This window comes from Paraburkholderia sp. GW821-FHT02A12, from assembly GCF_059422005.1.
Genome location: NZ_JBWKWA010000001.1, coordinates 2,231,355 through 2,254,668, shown reverse-complemented (window position 1 = coordinate 2,254,668; position 23,314 = coordinate 2,231,355). Strand labels below are relative to the sequence as shown.

The following is a 23,314-nucleotide window of genomic DNA, read 5'->3' as shown; positions in this document are numbered from 1 at the left end:
TCGCACTAGTCCTTAGCCCCCGAATGTTCTGAACCGCATCCGGGAATCTGCTGCCGATAGTGCGCGATCAAGAGGGGAGTGGTGTCCGCAAGGTCCACACCTCGAACTGTCGGCGAGGGGTTCACCCCTCTCTTGATCGCGCGGAGAAATAGATGTCTGAATCAAACCTCGGTTACGCCGACGAGTACAGAGCTTTCCTTGAAGGGAAGTTCAAGTTCTCAGTGGCGCACGGCTTCGACGTCGCTATCGCAGACGTAAATCCGCACTTGAAACCGCACACCCGCGAGATCGTGCGCTGGGCGCTGAAGGGCGGACGTCGCGCGATCTTCGCCGCGTTCGGTCTGCACAAGACTTCGACGCAGATCGAGATCATGCGGTTAATCATGCGTTTCGTCGGCGGACGTTGCCTTATTGTGATCCCGCTGGGGGTGCGGCAAGAATTCTTCCGCGAGGTAGTCGAGCGCTTCCAGGGCGAGTATGCCGTCAAGCTGAAGTTCATCCGGCGCGCCGAGGAGATCGAAGGCGACGACGTCATTTACCTGACCAACTACGAATCGATCCGGGACGGGAAACTGGACCCGAATCTGTTCATCGCCGCGACGCTGGACGAAGCCAGCGTCCTTCGAAGTTTTGGCTCTAAGACCTATCAGGAGTTCTTGACGCTCTTCGATGGCGTCAAGTATCGCTTCGTCGCTACGGCTACGCCGAGCCCCAACCGTTTCAAGGAACTGATCCATTACGCCGGCTTCCTTGGTGTGATGGATACGGGGCATGCCCTCACCAGATTTTTCCAGCGCGATAGCGAAAAGGCCGGAAACCTCACGCTCTACCCGCATATGGAACAAGAGTTTTTCGTGTGGCTGCATAGCTGGGCGATTTTCGTCCAGAAGCCGTCCGACCTCGGGTATTCCGACGACGGATACGCACTTCCACCGATGCAGGTTCGCTATCACGAAGTCAAGGTGCGCGAGCTCGGCGGACAGTTCGATCGAGACGGTCAGGGTCAATTGATCAAGGATGCCGCGATCGGGCTGAAAGATGCTGCTGCCGAAAAGCGCGAGAGCATCGACATTCGCGTCGCGAAGATGCTCGAAATCGTTCGCGCAGACCCCGACTCGCATTACATCCTTTGGCACGACCTCGAGGATGAGCGGCACGCCATTAAAGCGGCTCTGCCGGCGGCCGTGAGCGTGTACGGATCGCAAGACCTTGATGCCCGCGAGCAGGCGATCATCGATTTCAGCGATGGGAAATACCAGTACCTCTCGACCAAAAAGGAGATCGCTGGCTCCGGCTGCAATTTCCAACGGCATTGCTACAAGGCGATCTTCACCGGTATCGACTACCGCTTCAACGATTTCATTCAGGCTATTCACCGGATCTTCAGATTCGGTCAGGTGCATGGCGTCGAAATTCACATCATCTTTACGGAGACGGAGCGCGAGATCCTCGCGGGCCTGCAGGGGAAGTGGGCCGAGGATGACCGCTTGCGTACGCGCATGAGCGAAATTATCAGGGAGCACGGGCTCTCCACCACCGGTCTTGAAGAGCAATTGAGCCGGTCCATCGGCATAACTCGTCGCGAAGAGCGCGGCGATATGTACCTTGTGGCGAACAACGACTGCGTCGAAGAGTGCCGCTTGATGGAAACGAACTCGGTGGGCCAGATCGTCACTTCGATCCCGTTTGGGAACTTATACCAATATTCGGAAAGCTATAACGACTTTGGCCACACCGAGAGCAACGGGCACTTCTGGCGGCAGATGGACTTTTTGACCCCGCATCTACTGCGTGTCCTGGAGCCGGGTCGTTTGTACTGTTGCCACGTTAAGGATCGGATCGTATTTGGCAATGTCGCAGGGACCGGTGCACCTACGGTCAGTCCGTTCCATGCGGAAGCGATATTTCATTGCCAGAAACACGGCTTCGACTATATGGGCATGGTCACCGTGGTGACTGATGTCGTGCGCGAGAACAACCAGACCTACCGCCTCGGGTGGTCCGAGCAATGCAAGGACGGCACGAAGATGGGTGTCGGTTCGCCCGAGTATGTCCTGCTGTTCCGCAAGCCGCAGACGGACCGCTCGAAGGGTTATGCCGATGTGCCGGTGAAGAAGGGCAAGCTCGATCGTGTGGTACTCGCCGATGGCCGGGTGTTCCTGGCTGATGACCCGGAATTCGAAGAAGCCGCAGATGGCGCCTTCGGCGAGGTCGCTCGACTGGAGAAAGGTTATTCGCGCGGGCACTGGCAGATCGACGCGCATGCATTGTGGCGGTCAAGTGGGAATCGCTACCTGACAGCTGACGAGCTTTCCGGCTATGGGGCCGATCAGATCGGGAAGGTCTTCACCAAGCATACTCTCGAGACGATCTACGACTACAGGCAACATGTGCGCCTTGCGGAAGAGTTGGATGCGCGCGGCGCACTGCCGTCGACTTTCATGTCCGTCGCGCCGGGTAGCCACCACCCGGACGTTTGGCACGATATCAATCGGATGCGGACGCTCAACGGTGAGCAGGCGCAGAAAAATCTGGTGCAGCACGTCTGTCCGATCCAGTTCGATATCGTGGATCGTTTGATCGATCGATACAGCAACAAGGGTGATCTCGTGTTTGACCCCTTTGGCGGATTGATGACCGTGCCAGTCAGAGCCATGAAGTTGGGTCGACGTGGTCGAGCGGTCGAACTGAATGAAGCATATTTCCGGGACGGCTTGCAGTATTGCGTCGCCGCTGAGCGCGAAGCGTCAATGCCCGACCTGTTCGACTTCGAGGACCTCGGGGCGACGGCATGAGTGCGACGAAATCGCGCTATGCGCGCCCGAACGCCGAGCGGCTTACATATCTCTACTCCGAGCTGGGCCTCACATGCCCTGACATCGGCTGGCTCTATGAGCGCGATCCGAAGACGGTTCACTATTGGCTACGCGCCGCTAACATCGAGACACGTGCGCGGGGCTCGTACGCGGCCCAGCAATTCAAGAAGGGCGAGCGCAGTGCTTTCGCCGGCCACAAGCACAAGCCCGCGAGCATCGCGAAGGTACGCGCCGCTTCCGTTGCGCGCGGTGCGGTGCCGTATCTCCGTAACGGTCAGCATTGGCTCAAGGGCCAGCCGCCCGAAGCAAACCCACGGTGGGCCGGTGGCGCAACGCCAGAGCGTCAGGAGTTCTACCGCTCCCCCGAATGGAAAGCGGTTGTCCGCTATGTATGGGCGCGCGATAACGCCTGCTGCCGCAACTGCGGTAAGGACTGGCGCAAGGTCGACCGCGCGACAGAGCCGACTTTCCATCTCCATCACGTGTGGAGCTTCCAGATCGCGGCGCTTCGGGCGCACCCGGCGATCCTGGTGCTGCTGTGTCGAACGTGCCACCTGTGGGTGCATAGCAAAGCCAATGTCACGCGCGCGTGGTTGCCGCAGGAGCCTGATAGTCCGCACTTTCCAGGGCTTGCCGATCTACAGATCATGGCCGAGTCGAATCGGGCTAGACTCAATATGTCGATGCCGCCCGTCTTCGGCCCTGAGGAAATGAGCGAGGCGGCCTAATGCGCGAGTACGGAAAGTTACATTCGACCTTCTGGTCGAGTCAAACCATTCAGTCTTTGACAGACGATGGTCGCACTCTTGCGGCCTATCTGATCACATCACCACACACGAGCATGCTGGGCTGTTTCAGGTTGCCAGACGGATACGTCGCGGACGATCTGAGGTGGTCTTTCGGAAGGGTATCCGAAGCGTTTGCGAACCTTTCAGAGAAGGGTTTCGCTACCCGTGACGAAGTGTCGAAATGGGTCTTTATCCACATGTTCCTGAAGTGGAATCAGTTCGAAAACCCGAATGTCGTGAAGGCAGCCGAAAAGCTCTTCCTCAAGGTGCCCGACGATTGTGGTGTGAAGCCTTTGCTGGCGCGGTCTATGAAGGAATGGGAGCCGCGTTTTAAGGCGGCGTTGCTGAACCCTTTTTTAACCCTTTCCGAACCATATCGAAAACCAGAGCCTGAGCCGGAGCCACAACCAGAGCCTAAGCCAGAACCAGAGCCCACCCCTTTTCCGGCCGCCGTCCCGGCGCCCGGCGAGAAAAAAGCGAAGAAGGCCGCTGCTGCGAAAGGCAAGGGCGAGGCGAAAGGCGAATCGACGCCGGATACGTCGGCGGCATGGGCGGCCTATGCCGAGGCATACGAAGTCCGATATGGCACACCGCCGGTTCGCAACGCGACCGTAAATGCCCAGTTGCTCAATTTCGTCAAGCGGGTGCCACGCGAGGAGGCTCCGCACATCGCTCGGTTCTATGTCGCGCACAACAACCGCTTCTACGTCCAAAAGGGGCATTCGGTCGGTGCCATGACGCTCGAAGCGGAAAAGCTCCGGACGGAATGGGCGACGCAGCGACAGGTGACGGCGGCCGAGGCGGCGCAGGTCGACCGGACGCAGACGAACATGAACGCTTTCGGCCCGCTCATCGCCGAAGCGCAGGCACGCGAAGCGCAGGAGGCAGGTAATGCCTAGCAGTGAGGTGATCCAAGCTGTTGCCGTCACGGCCGAACTATGCGGGCGGACGTTCTCGCCGGCCGCCGCGGCCGTCTTCGTCTCTGACCTTGACGGCTATCCCGATGCTGCCGTGTTGCGCGCGCTTGTGCGCTGTCGTCGCGAGATTCGCGGTGTGCTGACGCCGTCCGATGTAATCCAGCGCATCGATGACGGGCGCCCTGGGGTCGAGGAGGCGTGGGCGATGTTGCCGCGTGATGAAGATGCGACTGTCGTGTGGACGGAAGAGATGACTCGCGCCTGGGGAATCGCTCTTCCATTGCTCAAAGCCGGCGAAGATATTCCTGCGCGTATGGCGTTCAAGGAAGCGTATGCGAAAGCTGTATCGGACGCGAGGGACCAGCGGCGCCCAGTTCGGTGGACCGCCACGCTGGGCAAGAGTCCGCTCGAGCGTGCGCAGGCAGTGAATGTTGCCGTGCAGAAGGGGCAGTTGACTGCGGAGTACGCGGATCGATTGCTCGCATCACCGGATGCAGGGAGCCCCATGCAGGTGCTGCTCGAAACAGGCAACGCCGTGCCACTACTGGCGGCGGCCGGACCGAGCAATGCTGCCGCGGAAGAAGCGATCGTGAGCATCAAGGACTTCTTGAAAAGGCGGACATCATGTGTCAGTGCATAGCGTGCGAGAACCTCGGCGATCCGAACGAATTCAAGGAGCATGCGCGTGTCGGTCTGGCGCACTGCAAAAAGGACGACTTCATTGGCCGCTTTCGAAATGCGACGGTCGAGCGTGAATGCCGGAAGTTCGTTCAGGTTGATCCTGATCGCGAGACGGCGCGGCGCGAGTGGGACGAAAAGCGATTAAAAAGTCTTTTCCAGATGTAGCCATATATGCATATACTATGCGTGAGACGGAGTGATGGGAAATTCGGTTCGATGGACGCCTGAGCAGTACGAAGAGTTACTGCGCCGTCGCTCGACGCCTGTCGCGCAAGAACCAAAACCGAAGGCAAGCGAATCCCCAGTGGTGTCGGCGATGTCTGCCGAGGACGCGAAGGTGCTGCGCGCGCACCAAAGCAAGGAGCGCTGGCAGGCAAAAGGGCGCCTGCCGAAAGACGTGATGAACGACACCGAAGCCGCCTATGCCGCGATGCTCGATCAGCGGATACAGGCGGGGGAGATCAAGTGGTGGAAGTTCCACGCGATCAAGGTGCGGCTTGCCGACCGGACATGGTACGAGGTCGATTTCCTTGTAATGGCAGCGGACGACACACTCGAAATCCACGAAACGAAGGGCGGATACACGAGTGACAAGGGGCAGTTGAAGATCAAGCTGTGCGCCGAAGTGCTGCCGATCGCGCGCATGGTGAAGGTGACCAAGCTGAAGAAGAAAGACGGCGGCGGTTGGAAATACGAAGACTTTTAAGGACGAAACCCATGCGGGATTTGAATAGCTTTCCTGTCGATGGCTGGTTGCAAAGCGATGGTCTTCTGTACCGCCTCAACGAAGCGGGGGCCAATTGCGACGAGATCAACGTAACGCAGGCCGGTGGTTCGCGCTTGCCGACCAGTCGCGGTGCACGCGCGGCGCAATTGCTCGCGCTGCTCAATGGCCCGAGCGACGCCACGCGGTACCGGACGCTCAAGTTTCTGATGTTCGCAGAATTGAATGGCGACGAAGAGGTGCTTCGCCTCGCCGAAAACTCGCTCGGAGACGAGCCGTCGCTCACCCCCGAAGACCTCGACCGTAGGGTCGATCTGCTCGGCGAGGCGATCGCGGAGCACATGGCCGAGGCGTTGCAGGATGGCCAAGCCGAAGTGGCTGAGTGCTAAGGGGGACGATCATGCAACTACAACCGGATCCGGTCACGGACGCTGAGCGGTATGTGAAGCGAGTACGCAGCAATGGCACCGTCGGCATGGTGCTGAATGACGAATGGTCGCGCGCGCAAAGCATTGCCACTCTTGAGCGCGACGGCCCGATGAGTGTCACGAAGCTGGCCCGTACGATGCAATTTTCGCCGCCGGCCGCTGCAAAAGTTCTGGCCGACCTTCTTGAATTGGGGCTCGTCGAGACATACACCAGCGGAAGTCATCGTGGCCAGCCTGTCACGTTCTGGTGTGTCACCGGCGACGTGCGGCGCGTTGCCCGGGTACCGGCATATGCGTTTCGCGCCGGCGAGATCCTGATGGGGTTCCAGCGAATCGCAGCGCAACGACTCGGAGCGGTCGCGCCGTGACGGCGTGTTCATCGATTTACGGACTATGCGAATGAACTGGAAACATGATGATCTCGCGCACGATCTCGCCGGTCACCTCCGCGGCCTGTCGGATCGACGCGTCTGGGTCGACATGCAGTTAGGTGCCGCCGGCAGCACGCGGCCCGACGTCTACACAATGCCGTGCAGCTTCTCGCGTTTCACGCCTCTCGCTTACGAGTGCAAGGTGTCCGTCTCTGACTTTCGCGCGGATGTGACGAAAGGCAAGTACACCGACTATCTCGCGTATGCAAGCGGGGTCGTTTTCGTGTGTCCGGCGGGGTTGCTGAAAAAAGACGACATCCCGAAGGGCGCCGGATTGATGGTGCGCGGCGACGATGGCTGGCGCACGCTGAAGGCGCCTACCCTCTCGAAGTGCCCCGAGCTGCCGCGGTCGTTCTGGCTGAAGCTGGTGATGGACGGTGAGCGGCGCGACCACGAGCGTCAGGCCTATATGGAGGAACACAGCAAGCGCGATCTCAACGAATACCTCGCCGTCAGGAAGGTGCGCGAGAAGTTCGGCGAGGTAATCGCGGCGGCGGTGCAAGACCATCTGAATCAGACCACACACCGGCTCGAGCGGCTCAAACACGATATCGCCATCCAGGCGGGGACACTCGAGCAGGACCTGCTTCGCCTGAAAGAGCGCCGCGCCGCGGAACTCAAGGGACAGGAGCGCGAGTGCTCGGACATGCTGCGCGACCTGGCTGCGGTCGTCGGCATGGAGGCCGATCCAGCCAACATCCGCAAGATGAGCAGCAAGCTCGACGCGATGATTGCGCTCGCGCAGGAAAGCACCACGGTAAAGGAACTGACAAGCATTGTGGGACAGATTCGCTGGGGTGTGGACCGCTTCCGCGAGATCGAGAGCGCGCTCAAACCCCACGAAAAGCAGGAGGCTGCTTGACCATCCCTCCGCTAATCGTTGCCGCCCCTATCACTCGCGACCGGACTTCGGCGGCTCCCGTCATGAAGGTGGATGCGGACACAGGGCGCCTGCTCGCGGCTCGGCATGGTGCGCTGATAAGCGGCGATGGCGAACACGCTTCGTTCGTCTATGGAATCAAGTTCACTAAAGAAGGTCATCCGCACACAGGGCTGATTCGCTACGTAGGAAAGTCACGAAATCCAATGAGGAGATTTCGTCGGCATATGCGAGAAAGGTCGGCCAGTCACATCCACAGGAGCGCGCGTGCGCATGGCACCAGTTGCTTCGCCCTTGAGATTCTCGAGCAATGCAACGCCGACACGCCTCAAATGGCGGATGCTGCCGCTCTTGCAAGGGAGATTCACTGGATTCAAACGCTGCACACCGCGAATGGCAAGCATGGATTGAATCTCACGAGGGGAGGCGAAGGAACCGTCTTGACGGACGAGATCCGTGCGCTGCACGCGCCTAAGCGTCGCGAGATGTTGAACGCTATAAAACGCCGCCCGGAAGTAAGCGAGAAATTGCGCGCAATAGCAAGAAGCCGTGCGCAGGAACCGACTTACGGAGCCCAGTGCGCTGCGATCCTGAAGCGGACTTGGGAGCGACCGGAATATCGAGCGAATCAGGCCGAAGCTAGGCGTCGGTGGCATAGTGACCCCGAGAATCAAAAGAAGCACGCGGAACGCGTAAGGCAGCAATCGCAGCGAACAGAGGTTCGGAAGGTGTTGCGCGACAGGCTGCGCGCAATGAATAAGGATCCCGTCATCCGCGCGAAGATACATGCGACGCAAAGGCGTATGTATGCTGAGAATCCCGCGCTCGCTGAAGCAAAGGCAATGGTCGCACGAGCGCTGCATCAGGATCCAGACTACCGACGCCGCCGCGCCGACGGAATCAAAGCCAAGCAGTCTGATCCAGCATACGTTGCACACCGCGTTGCTCTCACCAAAGCCAACCACGCCAAGTCGCCGGCGTTTGGGAGGTCCGCGATCATCGGCATCCACCTGCATTGGCACAAAGTTCATAGCGCCAATGGAAAATTTGACGCTGCTGAAAAGCAACTGGCGTCTCTGAGGGTGCACCTCGGAGAGGCGCTCAAAGCCAGCGAGACTTCAAAGGTAATCGGCCACGCCAAGGAATACCTTGCAGCCATTGGCGCGGCAAAGATCGGGGGCTTGGTGAATTTCGTACAGGTAGAGCTTTTCTGATGCCGGTTATCGATTGGGTTGTATTCAAGCCGCCTGGCCACGCGCACTTCACGCTCGTGCCGTCGACGACAACTGACATAAAGACAGTAGCGCAACAGCGATGGAAGCACGGCGATGTCGTTTCAGCAGAATTCCGCAAGCCGCGCAACGGTCGGCACCATCGAAGGGTATTTGGCTTGTTGCGTTTCGTATATGAGGCGCAAGAGCGATTTGAGCATATGGAAGCGCTCCGCAGGCATCTCACGTTGAAGACATCGTTTGTCGTCGAGACGATAGACCGCGCGACCGGTCGCATCCTGCGTATGCCGCGCTCATGGTCGTACGATGAACTCGACCAGGCAGATTTTGAACAGCTTCACGAGGAACTCTACCCGGCAGTAATCGGTGAGTTCTTTCCGACCGAATCGGTCAACTGGCTTAAGCGCAGCGTGAATGAACAGGCATTCCTTGATGGCGTCCTGTCTTTTTTCGATTGAGACTATGCATATATGGCTAATATATGCCTATAATGCGATCCATGGCGAAGCGAGCGGCGACTAAGGCAGAACGGGATTACATGGGTCGCGTGCAGCGCCTTGGTTGTGCCGCATGTCGACGGTTAGGTCTTGGCGAAACGCCCGCCCTTGTGCATCACCAGCGAACCGGGCAGGGAAAGATGCGTGCAAGCCACTACAGGACATGCCCGTTATGCCCTCGCCACCACCAGTTCAGCGGGTTCGGTGTGCACGATATGGGGCGGCCGCAGTTCGAAGCGATGTACGGATTCAGCGAGGTCGAGCTTGTCGAAGAGACGAGGCTGATCCTGTGGATTTACATCCCCGAGCACGAGAGGAGCAACTGATGACCGAGCGCAGCGATGACGAGGTTTATCCGGATGCGGTCCGCGTGGTCGAGGAATTCGAATGCGCGTCGATCGCGCGGGTGCAGCGCGTCTGCCGAATCGGCTGGGCGCAGGCCAAGCGGTTGCTCGAGCGGATGGTGGCCGACGAAATCGGCGTCGTGCCGCACCGGCAGTTTGATGGCCTGTTTGAATACGTGAAGAAGGCTCCGTAGAAATGGCAAAGCTGAAGATGATCGTCGAGATCGAGTACGAAACCGAGCCGTCGCATTACCCGGATGGTTTCACGCCGAAGCAGATGGCCGAGTTAGACGCGGCCAATGCGACAGAGGATCGCACGATCATCGGCGAACTGCTCGGTGCGCCGGTGCAAGTGAGTGTTCGCGGTGAGGCTGCGTGACTAGCGCGCTGCTTGATGTCCTCATCAAGCGGGCTATCCCAGCGCCGCGTGATACGACGCCGACCATGTGGCATGGCGTTGTCGCGCCGAAATGGATGGTGGAGGAAGCCTCGCGGGCCGAAGTCGCGCCAGACCACCCGGAGCACGTGGCGATCAAGGGACTGGCAAGTTGGTGCGATGGCCAAGCAGCATGGGCCGAACGGACTCGGCAGAGCGACGCGGAGCTGCTCAGTCGGTTCCACGCCAAATTTCCGCGTCTCTTTTCATTGAGCGAAGCAAGTAGGGGATTTTGATGAAAAAACTTCTGGCCACCATTGGCCTGGTTGTTGTGACCCTTGCGGTATTGGGTGCGTTGGGAATCGGACAGTTCCGCATCCACTACGGGATTTCACAACCGTCATGCGGCTTAAAGGTACCGGCGTGAAAGTTGCGGAACTGACCGGGGCACTACTCGATTACTGGGTTGCGCGCGCCGAGGGCATCGAACACCCGCCGGAAATGTGCGAGATGCGACCCGGCAGGGTGTTCGTGCTGGGGAAGAGCGACAACGGGGCGCGATTTTACGTAGCGTTTGAGCCGTCGACGAACGTTCTTCAGGCGTGGCCAATCTTTGATCGCGAGGGCCTGGGCATCGCGAAATTCTACCCGCCACATGACGGCGAACCGGTGCCGGGGCGGGAGTGGTTTGGGATCAGTCTGGATGATTCGATAGCGATCGGAGGACCTGACGGTCTAACGGCGGGTTTGCGCTGCTTTGTAGCGATGAAATTCGGCGAGACGGTACCGGATGAGGTTCCATGCTGAACGCGACAAGGCGTCTCTACGTTCTGCATCCCGGGCCCGTGACAGAACGGGCCACGGGAAAGACGCGCCATCTCGACGCCGGTGAACTCGCCGAGCTGTACGGCGTGAGCATGGACGAGTGCGAGGTCGAGTCGGGCCCGCGCGCGTTCGACCGCCGCCGCTATAACCATGACCGCGACCGTTATCAAGGCATGACACATTTGCGCCCGCGCCCGGATGGCGACTACACCCTGCCGACGGGTACCTGATGAAGCCCAACGAAATCAGGATCAACACCGCGTACACAGATGGCCGAGGCGGCTTTCGCGTGGTGCTGAAGATCGAGAACCGACCAATGCGCGCCGGCGATCCGCACACCGATAACGTCGTCTATGCAACCGAGCGCCATGGTCGCCAGATGATCAAGTGCACAAAACTCGCCAGCTTCGCCGCGGCGGTAACAAAGGAGATTCGCCAATGATTGCCCGGGGCAAAGATATTCCCCAACACGTAATTGATGCCGGCGTTGCGGCGATGCAGAAGCGCGACGAGTTCTTGCCGGTCGACATCCGGGACGCGATTGACGCGGTCTGGGGTGCCGACCTGCCGGAACTCGAACGTACGGACATCGTGCGCACGGCCAGCCGTAACCTGATCGATCTCGAAAGCCGCGCTGGCCGGATCGATCTGGTGCGCCGCGGCGTCTATCGCTGCATTACCGCGTGACGGAGCGAAACGTGTCCAAGCCGCCGCTCAACATCGATTCAGTCTGGTTTGGGAATGCCCGGCCGACAGCACGCGTGTTCCGGCCGGCGGACACGGGCGACGAGATCGTGCGCGAGCGCCTGATATCCGCCCGGCGGCTAAACCGGCTCGACCAGAAAGACGCGGCGAAGAAGCTCGGCTATAAGAACTCGGCGCCGCTGTCGAAGATCGAAGGCGGGCAGGCGAAGATGCCCAAGGGCTTCCTGGTGAAGGCCTCGCTCGCGTACAACGTCAGCGCCGACTATCTGCTGGGACTGTCCGCCGAGCCCGAGCGCGACCCGCGCACGGCTGAGCAAATGGCAATCGTGCGCTCGGTCGAGTCGGCGATCAGTGAGCACATGGCCATCGTGTCGGCCATGCTGCTGCGTAATGCGGCCGACCTGACGCCTTTGGAAAGCCATCTGGTATCCGTCATGAACCGTTCGCGAACGGTTTGCGAAGCGTTCGAGGCAGTGTGCCGCAAGAACAAGAAGTTCCTCGACGATGTGTTGGCCGGCAGCCGGCTGATGTCCGCAGTGGACGATATGCGCGAGATGGAGCGCGCGGCCCGCGAGTTCCTGCAGCACCGAATTGACGTCAAGAGCGCGCGCATCGACGCGCTGTGCAATGGCGAATCCCTGCCGCTGTTCGCCGGCGAGGAGCCGGACAGCACCGATTCAGATTGACGGTCCCGGATAGAGACGAAGGTCCCATGAAAGAGCACATTGAAGCGATCAAGATCGAAGGCGCGCGAGGGGGCGACGTGGTGTTTCTCACGGTGCCGGCAGACTTTCCCGTCTTCGCGTACGAACGCTATTCGAACATGCTGCGGGAGCAGGCTGAACATGTTCGCAGTCAAGGCGGATTCTTTCCGACCTGCATCATGCTGCCGCCCGGCATGTCCGCCACGGTGACGCGCGAGCACGCTTCGGACGATCATCCGGCCGACTCCCATCCGGTATGACGATAGGTTTGAAGGAGCCTGTGCGCCAGCCGCCGGGCATGCCACTACTTCAGCGTAATGCAAACATAGCGGATGGCTTGCTCGTGCGCGTCGGCATTCCGCACCGCGGCGGTAAGCTTGCGTTCCACGCTTTCAACCATGGCTACGCTGCCATGGTGTCGGCCAGCGCGTTCTGGAACGCCCGGCGCTGTGCGTTCACGTTCCCTGAGGCGACGGACCTGACTGAACTGGATTTCGCGCTCGATAGCGCCGGCTACACGGCAATGATGCTCTGGCTCGCGAAGGGCAGACAGCCGGGGATGGCTGGTATCTTCCCTTGGACCTACGAGCAATACGTCGAGCTCGCGACGCTGTCGGGTGCATCGTGGTGGTCCCAGCCGGATCTGTGCTGTGAGCCAGACATCGCACGGGACCAAGACACTATCGATTACCGAATCGACGCGACGGCCACGCTGCTCGAGGGAGTGCTGCGCGTCGTCTATGCGTGGCAAAGCGAGTTGGCCCGAACCTGCGGTCACGACGTCGTCCGTCACCTGATCCGGCCACCGGTGCCAGTGCTGCAGGGCTGGTCGGTGGCGGACTACCTGCGCAGCCTAGATCTATTGCTGGAAGTCTGGAGCCGATGGGAGCCATGGTTGGCTCCGCCGGCGCTGATCGGACTCGGATCCGTTTGCCGACGGGACCTGAAACATCCACGACACGGCTTGTATGCGATTCTGGCGGGCCTGGAGGGTCGCCTGCCGGCTGGTGCGCGGCTGCACATGTTCGGCGTGAAGGGGGCATGCCTGTCGGAACTCAAGATGTACGACTGGATAGCGTCGGCCGACTCGATGGCGTTTGATTACAGCGCGCGCGTGAAAGCGCGCGATCGCGGCGTATCGAACTCGCTCTCGCACCGATCGGCCGAGATGACGCGGTGGATGCAGTCCGCCACCGCACGTGCCCAGCCAGCCGCTGGTGACCAGTTCAGGCTTGCGCTGGTGGACTGAGCAAAGCCGTTCATGGCCGTCTACGTGGATGACGCCAGCATAGAGTGGCAGGGCCGCCCGCGCGTCCACATGTCCGCTGATACGCTGGATGAACTGCACATGTTCGCCGCGTCGATCGGCATCAAGCGCTGCTGGTATCACACCGGCACGCGTCACCCTCATTACGACATCACTGCCCCACAGCGGGCAGCAGCGCTTCAGGCAGGCGCCCACCCCGTCGACCAGCGCACACTGCTCCGCATGGCGAAGCGCCTCATTCCCGCATAGCCGTTCATGTTCACCGTCCGCGTGAACATGTTCAATCCCCGGAAAACGCCACATGAACATGTTCTCGCTGTGAGCGAACATGTTCGGCATGAGTATCGACAAGTCTGCCCACGACCATAACGAGCCAGCCAGCCAAGGGGATGGCAAGGGCGTCCGCTACTCGCCTGAATTGTGGAAGGCGATACAGGGCGCATGGGAAGCGGACCCGACCATGAGCTACGCCGCCGCGGTGAAGATCGTCGGCGAGCGGCTGAGTGTTCCGGTACCGTCAAAGGGTGCATGCGCCACATTCGCCAAGCGCAACAACTGGACGAAGGGCGGAAGCGACGCTGCACCGGAAGCGCCGCAGAGCAAGCCAGCAAAGGCCGTGCGCGCTAAGAAGCCCGTTGAACATGTTCAGACCGTTGAGCATGTCGGAATACCCAGCGAACATGTTCAACCGAGCGCAGCACAGCCGCCCGATCCCGAAGCCGTCATTCCGCCTGATGCCGATAAGCTAGACGAACAGATCCGTTACGCTGCCGCCGCGTTAAATCCTCAACAGCGACGCTTCGCTGATTTTTACCTCATAAGCCTAAATGCAACGGACGCATACAAGCGGGCTGGATACACGGGAAAGACGGACCTTGTCGCTCGTGTAGAGGGGCATCGGCTCGTAACAAACCCCAACGTGGCAGCGTACGTCGCGGCGCGTCAGGCGAAGTTGCAGGCGAAACTCGAAATTACTCAGGAGATGGTTCTGAAGCGCTGGTGGGATATTGCGACCGCTAACGTGAACGAGCTAGTCGAGTACCGGCGCAACTGCTGCCGCAACTGTTGGGGCGTGGGCTTCGCTTACCAGTGGACGAAAGAGGAGTTCGACAAGGCAACCCGCAAGCATTTGCTCGAGTGCACGAAGGCCAACGGAAGAGGCAAGCCCGAACCTGAGCCCCCGGACGGTGCAGGCGGGGACGGGTTCGACCGGAATCGGGAGCCTAATCCGGAGTGCCCCGAGTGCGCGGGCGAAGGCTATGGCTACGCTCACTACCATGACTCTCGCCGGCTCAGTGCGCAGGCGCTGATGCTCTATGACGGTGTAAAGATCACCAAGGAAGGCATCGAGGTCTTGAAATTGGACCGCGCAAAGGCATTGGATAACGTCGCGCGCCATATCGGCATGTTCACCGAGAGCCTAGAGGTCAACATAACCGCCACGTCGACGGAAGACTTGGACCGGTGGTATGCCGAAAAGACCGCGGTGGCGAAAGCGAGGCAAGCGAAGGTGATTGGCAGGTCACAGCGGCTCGCCGAAGAGGATGGTGTGTGGACGCCGGTTGACGACAGCGATTCCGATACTGAATCCGATGGCAGCTAAGCGCAGATACCTGCCGGACGATCCGCGGTGGCGTGACTTCGTAGAGCGCTATGCATTCGACCTGCAGCGCTTCGCCGTTGAGGTCTGTGGCATGGAGTGCACCGACCAGCAAGACGAACTGTTCGAGTCGGTCGCAGTGCCGGGCTCGCGCACCAGCGTCTCATCTGGCCACGGTACCGGTAAGACGCGATCGATCGGCGTGACGGCCGTATGGCACCTGCTGTGCTATTTCAACAGCAATACCATGCTGACGGCGCCGAAGATCACCCAGGTCAAGGATCAGGCGTGGAAGGAAATCACCGACATCAAAGACCGGATCCTCGCCGGCCCGCAGGCGTGGGTTGCCGAGTATTTCGAGGTCGAGGCCGAGCGCGTGTTCGTCAAGGGCTACAAGCTGCAGTGGTTCATCATCGCGAAGACGGCGCCGCGCGGCTCGCCTGAAAATCTGGCCGGTATGCACCGGGACTGGTACCTGATCATCGCCGACGAAGCGTCGGGAATCCCGGACAAGAATTTCAGCGTGCTGACCGGCGCGCTCACCGACGAGCGCAACCGCATGTTGGTGACCAGCCAGCCGACGCGCAACGCAGGCTTCTTTTACGACACGCACCATTCGCTTTCGATTGCGCAGGGCGGCGTCTGGAATAACCTTGTGTTCAATTCCGAGGACTCGCCGCTCGTGTCGGACGCGTTCATCAAGGAAAAGCGCCTCGAATACACCGACGTCGAATATTCGATCAAGGTCAAAGGCGAATTCCCCGACAATCAGGATGGCTTCCTGCTCGGCCGCAAAGCGCTCGAGGCGTGCATCGGTCGCGACGTTCTGCCCGACGGTATCCAGTTCGGCTTCATCCTGTCGGCTGACGTCGGCGCAGGCGAGTATCGCGACAAGTCGGTGCTCGTTGTCGGTAAGGTGAGCGGATATGGAGACTTCGGGCCGGATGCCCGCCGCGTGCAGGTCGCCGCGGTGCCGATCATCTCGAACACCCGCCAAGTGCACGACTTCACAGGCGAGGTTTTCAACGAGTCGCAGCAATACGAGAATCCGACCGTGCTGGTGGATGCCGGCGGCATGGGCATCCCGGCTTGCCAGCAGCTCGAATCGATGGGCACGCCGAACCTGAAGCGCGTCAACTGGGGTAAGCCGTGCTTCAAGAAACGGAATACCGAGCGGTTCGTCAATCTGCGTGCGCAGGCGATGGTTCATGCCGCGCGAGCTGCGAAGGAGGGGCGACTTGGCATCATGGATGGGCCATGGCGTAAGGACATCCTGGATCAGGGGTCGCGCGTTCCGTACCACTTCGACGAAAAGGCGCGGTACCAGATCGAGAAGAAGGAACAGATGCGCCGCGACGGCATCCCGTCGCCGGACATATGGGATGCCATCAGTTTCCTGTTCCTTGAAGATGCCGACTACATCATCGCCGAGTACGCCGCAGAGATCACTGATGCCGGCGCAGGCATTGAGGCCGTAAGAAAGGCCGCGCGCGATGCATTTTCAAATGCATAACGCATACCGAGGGGATCAACGTCGGTCTCACAGATAAGTCGCCTGCGCAGGCAGTAATTAGTTCGCTGCGGTTGTCTCTTTGAGCCTCACGTCCAAAGGAAGCGGTCTGGCAAGCACCGACGAGATAATACCGTTTATGGTGTCTGGGCCAGCGCCAAGGTTGTTGTAGACGCCGACAACTCTCGGCACAATTGTGGTGTTCTTGGTGTCATATAGCTTTGCTTTCATTGTGCCTATTGCCTGCATGGCACTCTGGATTGAGGCAACGCTTATGTCACTCGGGATCGGGAGAGCGGTGGAAATGTTTTCGCCAGTCAAGCCGAGTGTTTGTAGCACCATCGTGCCAGTCAGCTGACTCGCTTGCGCAGCGGCACCGATCGCTACTATGTTTCCGAGATTAATACCTCCCTTGCTCGTATGCAGGATAGCTGTGAGCCGCAATCCAACCCCGATGTAGACGGGAACGGATATGTCAGCGTCATGTTCGTTGTCGACGACCGTGGCAGTAAATGATCCATCCAACGCTAGCAGACCCTTCTTCACGAACAGTGGGTGCGTCGTTGACTTGATGTAGTCGATTGTCACGACGTAGTTGGTATCAGATGCACTGACGGTGACCGGGCCGTAAGTGACATTACCGGTGGCGTCGAACTGGCCAATTGCCAGTCTCATAGTTTCGTCTGGCAGCGAGTCGAGCACTTCCTGCGGCGTAGCCGTCCGGCTTGGCGGAAGCGACCGAATGTAAATCGGCGCAGGGTCTAGGGGTTGATAGCCATATGCAACTGGGGCGAGTGGATCACGTGGGCGAGTACCAGGCGTGGTACTTGGTTGAGTTGGCCCAGCGGAAGCAGCGGGTTGTGCCTGATTGGGCGTGTTGACGCGGAAGTTCGTTGCGCAACCCGAAAGAACAACTGCGGCGCCGATAAAGATGAGTTTGTAAATTGCAACTGCTTGCATTTTTTGAATAACTAACGAATCCATGCGCACCCCCTGTCAAGTTATCTTTCTTAGGACGATCCACGAACCGATGGCAGCCTACACGTTGCATATGTTTTAAGCAATGTCGTGGGGAGATCAGCCAATATTTTGTCCGAATAACGTTGGATTCTCAGACAGTGACGAGAGCGCCTTGACCGGCGCTTTTTTGTCGCCTACTGTGTCTATCAATTTATCTAACAATCTAAGTAAGAAAAATGTCCAAAAATCAAACGAAGATAGGCTATGCGCGCGTCTCGACCGACGATCAGAATCTTGATCTGCAGCGCGACGCATTGGCGAAAGCGGGGTGTCTCCAGATCTACGAAGAGAAGGCGAGCGGCAAAAGCACCGAGCGGCCCGAGTTGGAGCATTGTCTGCGTGCGCTGCGCGATGGCGACATCCTGACCGTGTGGCGGCTTGACCGTCTAGGCCGTTCGCTCTCCGACCTCGTGCGCATCGTTGCTGATCTGGAGAAGCGCGGCGTTGGGTTCGAATCGGTCACCGAGAAGATCGACACCAGCAGCGCCACCGGCCGGCTGACGTTTCATGTGTTTGCCGCGCTCGCCGAGTTCGAACGCAACCTAATCCGTGAGCGTACGCGCGCCGGACTGGATGCCGCCAGAGCCCGCGGTCGCAAAGGTGGGCGCAAGCCGTCGCTCGATACGAAGCAGATCCGCGAGATCAAGGCGGCGCTTAAGGACCCGGATGTGCAGGTCACCGACCTCGCGAAGCGCTACGGTGTCTCGCGCGCGACCGTCTACAAACACCTCGGACCGGTCAAGCCGACGCGCACGGCTGAATGATTCATGTGAACCACATACGCATAATATAGCCATTGACGGCTATATTCATATCGCCTACTATTCGCCCATCGACGGTAAAACGGCAACGCGAATTGGGGCGAAAGTTGATGAACGAGGTCGTCAAAAGCATCAGTGTTGAGAACATGCTGCGTCAGCGCGACGCCATCTTGGAGCGCGTCGAGCAGGCGAAAAAGCTGATCGATGAAGCCGACGCTATCGGTCTTGCCGGAGGCTTCGGCACTATCAGCCCGCACCTGTCAGACCGCTACGGGCGTCATGGCGGCGTCTCGATCAACCAGCCGGACCTCATGGATCGCATCACCAAGCGCGTAGACTCGTGCGGCTGGAATCACCTGATGCGCGAGTCCGGCTTGCGCTCGTTCATGGATGCGAAGGCGCGCGAGGAATGGGACAAGGGCGTCATGGAATTTACAACGCCTCCGCTCACCGCAAATAACGTCTCCTCGACCTTCACTATGCTACGGGATGGCCGCGGCGAACTGTTCGAGAGAGGCGTGATTGCTTGCTTCAAGCGTCTAAGTTGGAGCTACAAAACGAATCAGCCGTTCAAATTCGGGAGGCGCCTTGTCGTGTCCTACGTCATGCACAAGCAGGCGTCTAACGACAAGTGGACGCAGAACGTGAACTCCAGCAACGCGAACGAACTGGACGATCTGGTGCGTGTTTTCAGCGTGCTAGATGGCAAGCCAGAGCCCGATCACCGCAACGGCATTTATTCGCAGCTCACGCGCGCTGCGCACGAGCGACAGACCTTCGCGGAACTCGACTACTTCACGATCAAGTGGTTCAAGAACGGTAACGGCCATATCACGTTCAAGCGGTCCGACCTGGTCGACAAGCTGAACCTGATACTCGCCAAGCACTATCCGAACGCGCTGGCAAGCGATGTTCGATAGACCAGCAGGTTCGCGGCGCAGCCCGGTCCGCCGGACACTGGCCCACAAGGGGAACGAGATGCACGCAGCAACTCTGATTGCCCGTAATGAGTTCGTGCGCCTTGTGCCGTACTGGCGTGCCCGAGTTGATTGGGGTGATGATCTCGCGCGCCGCATGTGGCGCATCGCATATCGCCGCGCTCGTTGCGATGTGCGGGACATGTTCGCTTAACGCTTCCGACCACGTCGGAAGTCGCCGCTTAGAACCCATCCACCAGACCGGAACTGCCTCGCAGGAGCATCGCAATCGTGAGAACCCACACCGTCGAAGAACTGATCTCGAAGGCTTTCTCGCCTGGCCGCGACCCGCGCAGCCAGGAATACAAGCAAGGCGTGCTGTCGATCCTGCGTCTGCGCATCGACGGCGTTCTTCGCGCGCTTCCCTATGAACTCGGCACTGCACAGGCAGACGCTTACTTTGCCGGCCAGGATGAAGGCAACGCGATATGGCGTGCGCTGCAGGCAGGCGATGCATAGCTAGGGACTGCGGTCCCCTGATTTTTAGCATCCGAAGACGTAGAGCCCGCCGCGAGCGGGCTTTTTTACGTGTTGGTGAATGCATATACGGCTAGAAAATGCTTTGACGATATATGCGTATGTGGCTATAGTATGTTCAAACTACGGCGGGAGACGACATGCGACAGGTCAAGGCGACTCACCGAGCGGCAGCTGCTTCTCTGGATGGCCATTTTCGTTTTGTCGTTCGCTGCGGCGCTCAAATCCGTGTGCTGAGGTTGTATGAATTGGCATGTGCGAAGTCGGCGCGCGTCGAGGCGGCGTTCTTCTGTGGCAAGCGAGTGGGAAGCGCCTAAAGAACCGGTCTATCTACCTTTTTGTGGGGTGCATTGTGAGCGATGTGGTTGTAAGCCCGGACGAAGGGCGTCCGCTGCAGATGGCATTGAATGACAAGCTCACGGCGGCCAAGCGGGAATTGGCGAGCACGTACAGGCGTTATTTGTGCGGGGATTGTGGAACGACGCACAAGCGCGAGTACGAAGCGCAAGAGTGCTGTCCGCCTGACGTTGACGAGGTATATGAGTGCCCATCCTGTGAGGAAACATACAACGATATCGATGGTGCGATGTCGTGCGAAGCATCGCATACGGGAACGATGAGCGATCCGCTCTCCGATTCCGTTTGTCCGGTGTGCCTGAAGCGCGCTGAAGACATTCAAGGTGCCGTCGATTGCCACCTCTGGATTCGCCTGAGCTGGGCCGAGCGTGACCAGCTTGCGCGCGATGTTCAACTTGGCCGGCACGATCCGGCCGCGTACCGGACCCATTGATGTCGATTATTTCCCACTACGTGAAGCTGCTGCGCAGCGACGTACAGCTACCGCCAGACGAGCGCGAGAAGATGGCTCAAGTGGTCGAGGCGCAGGAGCGTTTCCTGCTCGAGCGGACGGCGGCGTTGCAGCGCATCCGTCAGATAGTCGCTGCGCCAGGCGGCACGGATCTCGTTACCCGATTGCCAGCGTTAGTGCGCGATCGCATTGCGCCGGCGACGCGCTGGATCTCAGTCGACGAAGGACTGCCAGAAGAGCGGGCACAGCCGTATCAGGTGATCGTCACGTGCGCAAAGCGGCACGATGGCGGTTCGATGTACGAGGGGGAGGGCCAGCGCCGCTTTCTGCAAGACTGGGTAGTGCGACGTTGGCCGAAGAACTTCACCCACTAGATGGAAGCGATGCCCTGGCCGAAAGGCTGAGCAACGACGCCGACCTCTTTATTCCGACACAACCCATGAGCAAACCAATTGTGATGACGTTCGCCGATCTCGGCGACTTCCAGGCAACGTATGCCGCGGAACGCTGGTGCGCTGACAACGGATATTCGTTCGGCAGCATGCAGGGCGATCAACCGCGCGGTCTACTGCGTGGCGAGTACGTGATTTCGAAGTGGCGCAACCTCACCAAGCGGGAGCGCGCGGAACTTGACGGCCGGATGACTGGCGATATGCGCAATGGACCGGTAACTGTTGAGGTGAAAGCGTGACCACAAACACATCCGCAGTGCCTCTGTCTGAAAGCGATCTGCGCAAATTGCAGCACATGCTCGGCGCGACCCCGGGGCATCACCCGAAGCGCGTTTGGGGCTTTCGCAACCGTTACGCCGCCAACGGCGGTGAAGCGCTGGAGGCGATGAGACGCATGGAATCGCTCGGGCTGGTGCGGTTCCGTGGCGCCTCGGAGGGCAGCATGCATTACTTCCAAGCCACCGAGGCAGGTTGCCGTGCCGCCGGCCTGGTCGGCAAACAGATCAAGAACGCACTGGAGGAATGATGGCCACTAATACAGACGCAGTGCCGAGCGACCTAATGGAAAAGTTGCGCGCTATTCATGCGGCACTACACACGCAGAACAACCGCATCACCGCCGCCCCGATGTTTCTCCTCTCCTGTCGAACTGGCAAGCAAAGGTTGGAAGTCAGTTCACTTCCAAGGCTCAAGCGAATGCAGCTCACTGGACATTATCTGCAGCCGTCGAACCGCCTCACGAAGGCGTTCGCGACCGTCTGGCAGCGCGTTCATATTGTCGATGTTGCCGATCAGGTAGACGTTGTCCATGACAATGCCGCGCGCAATCGTATAACGCCTTACCAACTCGGCATATTGCAGATTCGCAATCGGATAGGTTTGCCACACGGAAAAAGCATATGTGAAGTCGCGCTCCGCACGCTTCACGTCGACATCGTCGAGGCCTCGATTTTCATCGAGCACAAGTTTTACGTAACGAATCACCGGGTCGACCAGCTGGTCGAATATCTCAACAACGGTCTCGTATGCGTTTTTTTGATCGCTTGCTTCCCGCCGAAGTGTTTCGCGCGTCTGATTGCTGGCCACACGGAAGGCAGCGTAGATCGCCGCGATCGAACCAACTGCTTGCACCCATGCAGCGACGTCCCCTGGAGTGTGTGGCTGGTAGTGAACAAAGATCGCCGCGCCGATCACGCCGCCCAAGACACCGAGCGGCAACTTCCATTCGTCCCGATTCATTTGCTTCCCCGTTATTTTTGCGAGGCATCGTAGCATGAACGAACAATCAAATCTCGACTCGACCGCGGCTCTGACCGAACAGCGGGATGACGCTACTGTCGATCAATTCGCCGCGGTCATGAAACAGACGCTGGCGGACGCACGCGCCAAGGGCTGCGGCGGCGGCAACATTGCGCCCCGACCGAGCTATCGCTCATGTTGCGCGAGCAAGAAAGACGACCCGCTTGACGTCGCCTACTTCTGGATGTTCCTGTGGAATCTCGGCCAGCCTATCGCCCCTGCTTCCGAAGTGCGGGCAGTCGGTACGGTCCGATTCTGGAATAACGGGGCGCCGACTATCGAGCGGCATGGCGAGCGGCCACCGGGCGGAACGGAGCTGACGGTCTATGCCCCCGCTTCATCTGCCCGGGATAAGGAGGCGGGATCGGGAACAAGATACGGTCAGTGTTTATTCGCGCTGGTGGCCGCCGAAGCGCCATCTCGCAGGTCGATGTCTTTACCGTTGTGGCTCATCTGGACATTTTTCATGTCGATCTGTGCGCCGCTGTTCGCAGGCAAACTGATTCCGGTGCCCGAATCGGAAAAGTTGCTGTTCTGGATCGTTATGAGCGACCCAGCATGCGGAGCGACGATCGGCGAAACCGGGGCCGGGGCCGGGGCCGAAGGCGAACTCAAACGACTCCCCACGACAGCTACGACGAGAGCGAGAACTGCTCCAACGATCGACATGATCAATTGCCAGCCCCGCGTTGCAGTAGATGCGGGCTCTTTGGAGGCCGCTTTCGGTTGCTTTCCACCAGGTTTGCTTCGCGTCATGCCAACCCCGTCAGCTTTTTGCGAATCCTAGCATGACCG

Annotated in this window: 35 protein-coding genes; 33 read left to right on the top strand and 2 right to left on the bottom strand. The window is 59.4% G+C overall.

All coding sequences use genetic code 11. From position 1 onward, the window contains the following. Positions 1–152 precede the first annotated feature (152 nt). The 25 genes from AC07WT_RS10130 (at position 153) to AC07WT_RS10010 (ending at position 16,728) form a co-directional block, all read left to right on the top strand. Positions 153–2,795, top strand: coding sequence for a DNA methyltransferase (locus tag AC07WT_RS10130; RefSeq protein ID WP_494946989.1), 2,643 nt, complete (start codon positions 153–155; stop codon positions 2,793–2,795). Continuing rightward, entirely contained in the window at positions 2,792–3,544 is a 753-nt protein-coding gene (locus AC07WT_RS10125) for an HNH endonuclease (protein WP_494946988.1), read from the top strand. Before AC07WT_RS10130 ends, AC07WT_RS10125 begins: the two co-directional genes overlap by 4 nt. Continuing rightward, positions 3,544–4,503 carry a hypothetical protein gene (locus tag AC07WT_RS10120; protein WP_494946987.1) on the top strand — a complete coding sequence of 320 codons (960 nt, stop codon included), beginning with the start codon at positions 3,544–3,546 and terminating at the stop codon, positions 4,501–4,503. The genes AC07WT_RS10125 and AC07WT_RS10120 overlap by 1 nt, the downstream gene beginning before the upstream one ends. Then, entirely contained in the window at positions 4,496–5,161 is a 666-nt protein-coding gene (locus AC07WT_RS10115) for a hypothetical protein (protein ID WP_494946986.1), read from the top strand. Before AC07WT_RS10120 ends, AC07WT_RS10115 begins: the two co-directional genes overlap by 8 nt. Further along, positions 5,146–5,367 (top strand): hypothetical protein, encoded by a 222-nt coding sequence (locus AC07WT_RS10110; protein WP_494946985.1) that lies wholly within the window; start codon positions 5,146–5,148, stop codon positions 5,365–5,367. The genes AC07WT_RS10115 and AC07WT_RS10110 overlap by 16 nt, the downstream gene beginning before the upstream one ends. Positions 5,368–5,518: 151 nt before the next feature. Then, entirely contained in the window at positions 5,519–5,908 is a 390-nt protein-coding gene (locus tag AC07WT_RS10105) for a hypothetical protein (protein WP_494946984.1), read from the top strand. Positions 5,909–5,919: 11 nt separating this feature from the next. Next, positions 5,920–6,315 carry a hypothetical protein gene (locus tag AC07WT_RS10100; RefSeq protein WP_494946983.1) on the top strand — a complete coding sequence of 132 codons (396 nt, stop codon included), beginning with the start codon at positions 5,920–5,922 and terminating at the stop codon, positions 6,313–6,315. An 11-nt stretch (positions 6,316–6,326) separates the two neighbouring features. Continuing rightward, positions 6,327–6,722, top strand: a complete 396-nt coding sequence (locus AC07WT_RS10095; protein ID WP_494946982.1) for a hypothetical protein — start codon at positions 6,327–6,329, stop codon at positions 6,720–6,722. Between the two features lie 31 nt (positions 6,723–6,753). Further along, complete coding sequence (locus AC07WT_RS10090) at positions 6,754–7,647, top strand: hypothetical protein (RefSeq protein WP_494946981.1); 894 nt, start codon at positions 6,754–6,756, stop codon at positions 7,645–7,647. A gap of 62 nt (positions 7,648–7,709) precedes the next feature. Further along, on the top strand, positions 7,710–8,879 hold the full coding sequence (locus AC07WT_RS10085) for a GIY-YIG nuclease family protein (protein ID WP_494946980.1): 1,170 nt from the start codon (positions 7,710–7,712) through the stop codon (positions 8,877–8,879). After that, the gene (locus tag AC07WT_RS10080) at positions 8,879–9,355 is read left to right on the top strand and encodes a DUF1367 family protein (RefSeq protein WP_494946979.1); all 477 of its coding nucleotides are present in this window, start codon (positions 8,879–8,881) and stop codon (positions 9,353–9,355) included. Before AC07WT_RS10085 ends, AC07WT_RS10080 begins: the two co-directional genes overlap by 1 nt. A gap of 23 nt (positions 9,356–9,378) precedes the next feature. Further along, entirely contained in the window at positions 9,379–9,720 is a 342-nt protein-coding gene (locus AC07WT_RS10075; RefSeq protein WP_494946978.1) for a Ref family recombination enhancement nuclease, read from the top strand. After that, on the top strand, positions 9,720–9,932 hold the full coding sequence (locus tag AC07WT_RS10070) for a DNA translocase FtsK (RefSeq protein ID WP_494946977.1): 213 nt from the start codon (positions 9,720–9,722) through the stop codon (positions 9,930–9,932). The genes AC07WT_RS10075 and AC07WT_RS10070 overlap by 1 nt, the downstream gene beginning before the upstream one ends. Positions 9,933–9,934: 2 nt before the next feature. After that, positions 9,935–10,117, top strand: a complete 183-nt coding sequence (locus tag AC07WT_RS10065) for a hypothetical protein (protein ID WP_494946976.1) — start codon at positions 9,935–9,937, stop codon at positions 10,115–10,117. Between the two features lie 292 nt (positions 10,118–10,409). After that, a complete protein-coding gene (locus tag AC07WT_RS10060; protein WP_494946975.1) occupies positions 10,410–10,541 on the top strand; it encodes a hypothetical protein in 132 nt (43 codons plus the stop codon). Continuing rightward, positions 10,538–10,921 (top strand): phage protein NinX family protein, encoded by a 384-nt coding sequence (locus AC07WT_RS10055; RefSeq protein ID WP_494946974.1) that lies wholly within the window; start codon positions 10,538–10,540, stop codon positions 10,919–10,921. The genes AC07WT_RS10060 and AC07WT_RS10055 overlap by 4 nt, the downstream gene beginning before the upstream one ends. Further along, entirely contained in the window at positions 10,915–11,169 is a 255-nt protein-coding gene (locus tag AC07WT_RS10050; protein ID WP_494946973.1) for a hypothetical protein, read from the top strand. Before AC07WT_RS10055 ends, AC07WT_RS10050 begins: the two co-directional genes overlap by 7 nt. Next, positions 11,169–11,381 carry a hypothetical protein gene (locus AC07WT_RS10045; protein WP_494946972.1) on the top strand — a complete coding sequence of 71 codons (213 nt, stop codon included), beginning with the start codon at positions 11,169–11,171 and terminating at the stop codon, positions 11,379–11,381. Before AC07WT_RS10050 ends, AC07WT_RS10045 begins: the two co-directional genes overlap by 1 nt. Further along, entirely contained in the window at positions 11,378–11,626 is a 249-nt protein-coding gene (locus AC07WT_RS10040; RefSeq protein WP_494946971.1) for a hypothetical protein, read from the top strand. Before AC07WT_RS10045 ends, AC07WT_RS10040 begins: the two co-directional genes overlap by 4 nt. Before the next feature lie 11 nt (positions 11,627–11,637). Then, on the top strand, positions 11,638–12,330 hold the full coding sequence (locus AC07WT_RS10035) for a helix-turn-helix domain-containing protein (protein ID WP_494946970.1): 693 nt from the start codon (positions 11,638–11,640) through the stop codon (positions 12,328–12,330). A gap of 26 nt (positions 12,331–12,356) precedes the next feature. After that, positions 12,357–12,608, top strand: a complete 252-nt coding sequence (locus AC07WT_RS10030; protein WP_494946969.1) for a hypothetical protein — start codon at positions 12,357–12,359, stop codon at positions 12,606–12,608. An 83-nt stretch (positions 12,609–12,691) separates the two neighbouring features. After that, positions 12,692–13,597 (top strand): deazapurine DNA modification protein DpdA family protein, encoded by a 906-nt coding sequence (locus AC07WT_RS10025; RefSeq protein ID WP_494946968.1) that lies wholly within the window; start codon positions 12,692–12,694, stop codon positions 13,595–13,597. 12 nt (positions 13,598–13,609) lie between these two features. Beyond that, complete coding sequence (locus AC07WT_RS10020; RefSeq protein WP_494946967.1) at positions 13,610–13,864, top strand: DUF4031 domain-containing protein; 255 nt, start codon at positions 13,610–13,612, stop codon at positions 13,862–13,864. 88 nt (positions 13,865–13,952) lie between these two features. Beyond that, a complete protein-coding gene (locus AC07WT_RS10015; protein ID WP_494946966.1) occupies positions 13,953–15,218 on the top strand; it encodes a terminase small subunit in 1,266 nt (421 codons plus the stop codon). Next, positions 15,208–16,728, top strand: a complete 1,521-nt coding sequence (locus tag AC07WT_RS10010) for a hypothetical protein (RefSeq protein WP_494946965.1) — start codon at positions 15,208–15,210, stop codon at positions 16,726–16,728. The genes AC07WT_RS10015 and AC07WT_RS10010 overlap by 11 nt, the downstream gene beginning before the upstream one ends. A gap of 57 nt (positions 16,729–16,785) precedes the next feature. Here AC07WT_RS10010 and AC07WT_RS10005 read toward each other — a convergent pair whose 3' ends face one another. Beyond that, positions 16,786–17,709: a hypothetical protein gene (locus AC07WT_RS10005; protein ID WP_494946964.1), complete on the bottom strand. Its 924-nt coding sequence runs from the start codon at positions 17,707–17,709 to the stop codon at positions 16,786–16,788. Positions 17,710–17,921: 212 nt separating this feature from the next. Between AC07WT_RS10005 and AC07WT_RS10000 the strand changes: the two genes are divergently transcribed. The 7 genes from AC07WT_RS10000 (at position 17,922) to AC07WT_RS09970 (ending at position 21,746) form a co-directional block, all read left to right on the top strand. Next, a complete protein-coding gene (locus tag AC07WT_RS10000; RefSeq protein ID WP_494946963.1) occupies positions 17,922–18,509 on the top strand; it encodes a recombinase family protein in 588 nt (195 codons plus the stop codon). 107 nt (positions 18,510–18,616) lie between these two features. Then, positions 18,617–19,426, top strand: coding sequence for a DUF4942 domain-containing protein (locus AC07WT_RS09995; RefSeq protein WP_494946962.1), 810 nt, complete (start codon positions 18,617–18,619; stop codon positions 19,424–19,426). A 288-nt stretch (positions 19,427–19,714) separates the two neighbouring features. After that, positions 19,715–19,942: a hypothetical protein gene (locus tag AC07WT_RS09990; RefSeq protein WP_494946961.1), complete on the top strand. Its 228-nt coding sequence runs from the start codon at positions 19,715–19,717 to the stop codon at positions 19,940–19,942. Between the two features lie 271 nt (positions 19,943–20,213). Further along, positions 20,214–20,750, top strand: a complete 537-nt coding sequence (locus AC07WT_RS09985) for a hypothetical protein (RefSeq protein WP_494946960.1) — start codon at positions 20,214–20,216, stop codon at positions 20,748–20,750. Continuing rightward, positions 20,750–21,142, top strand: a complete 393-nt coding sequence (locus AC07WT_RS09980; protein WP_494946959.1) for a hypothetical protein — start codon at positions 20,750–20,752, stop codon at positions 21,140–21,142. The genes AC07WT_RS09985 and AC07WT_RS09980 overlap by 1 nt, the downstream gene beginning before the upstream one ends. Next, positions 21,118–21,459, top strand: coding sequence for a hypothetical protein (locus AC07WT_RS09975; RefSeq protein ID WP_494946958.1), 342 nt, complete (start codon positions 21,118–21,120; stop codon positions 21,457–21,459). The genes AC07WT_RS09980 and AC07WT_RS09975 overlap by 25 nt, the downstream gene beginning before the upstream one ends. Next, the gene (locus AC07WT_RS09970; RefSeq protein WP_494946957.1) at positions 21,456–21,746 is read left to right on the top strand and encodes a hypothetical protein; all 291 of its coding nucleotides are present in this window, start codon (positions 21,456–21,458) and stop codon (positions 21,744–21,746) included. The genes AC07WT_RS09975 and AC07WT_RS09970 overlap by 4 nt, the downstream gene beginning before the upstream one ends. 149 nt (positions 21,747–21,895) lie before the next feature. Here AC07WT_RS09970 and AC07WT_RS09965 read toward each other — a convergent pair whose 3' ends face one another. Then, positions 21,896–22,459 carry a hypothetical protein gene (locus AC07WT_RS09965; protein WP_494946956.1) on the bottom strand — a complete coding sequence of 188 codons (564 nt, stop codon included), beginning with the start codon at positions 22,457–22,459 and terminating at the stop codon, positions 21,896–21,898. A 34-nt stretch (positions 22,460–22,493) separates the two neighbouring features. Between AC07WT_RS09965 and AC07WT_RS09960 the strand changes: the two genes are divergently transcribed. Continuing rightward, positions 22,494–23,306, top strand: a complete 813-nt coding sequence (locus AC07WT_RS09960) for a hypothetical protein (protein ID WP_494946955.1) — start codon at positions 22,494–22,496, stop codon at positions 23,304–23,306. Positions 23,307–23,314 lie beyond the last annotated feature (8 nt).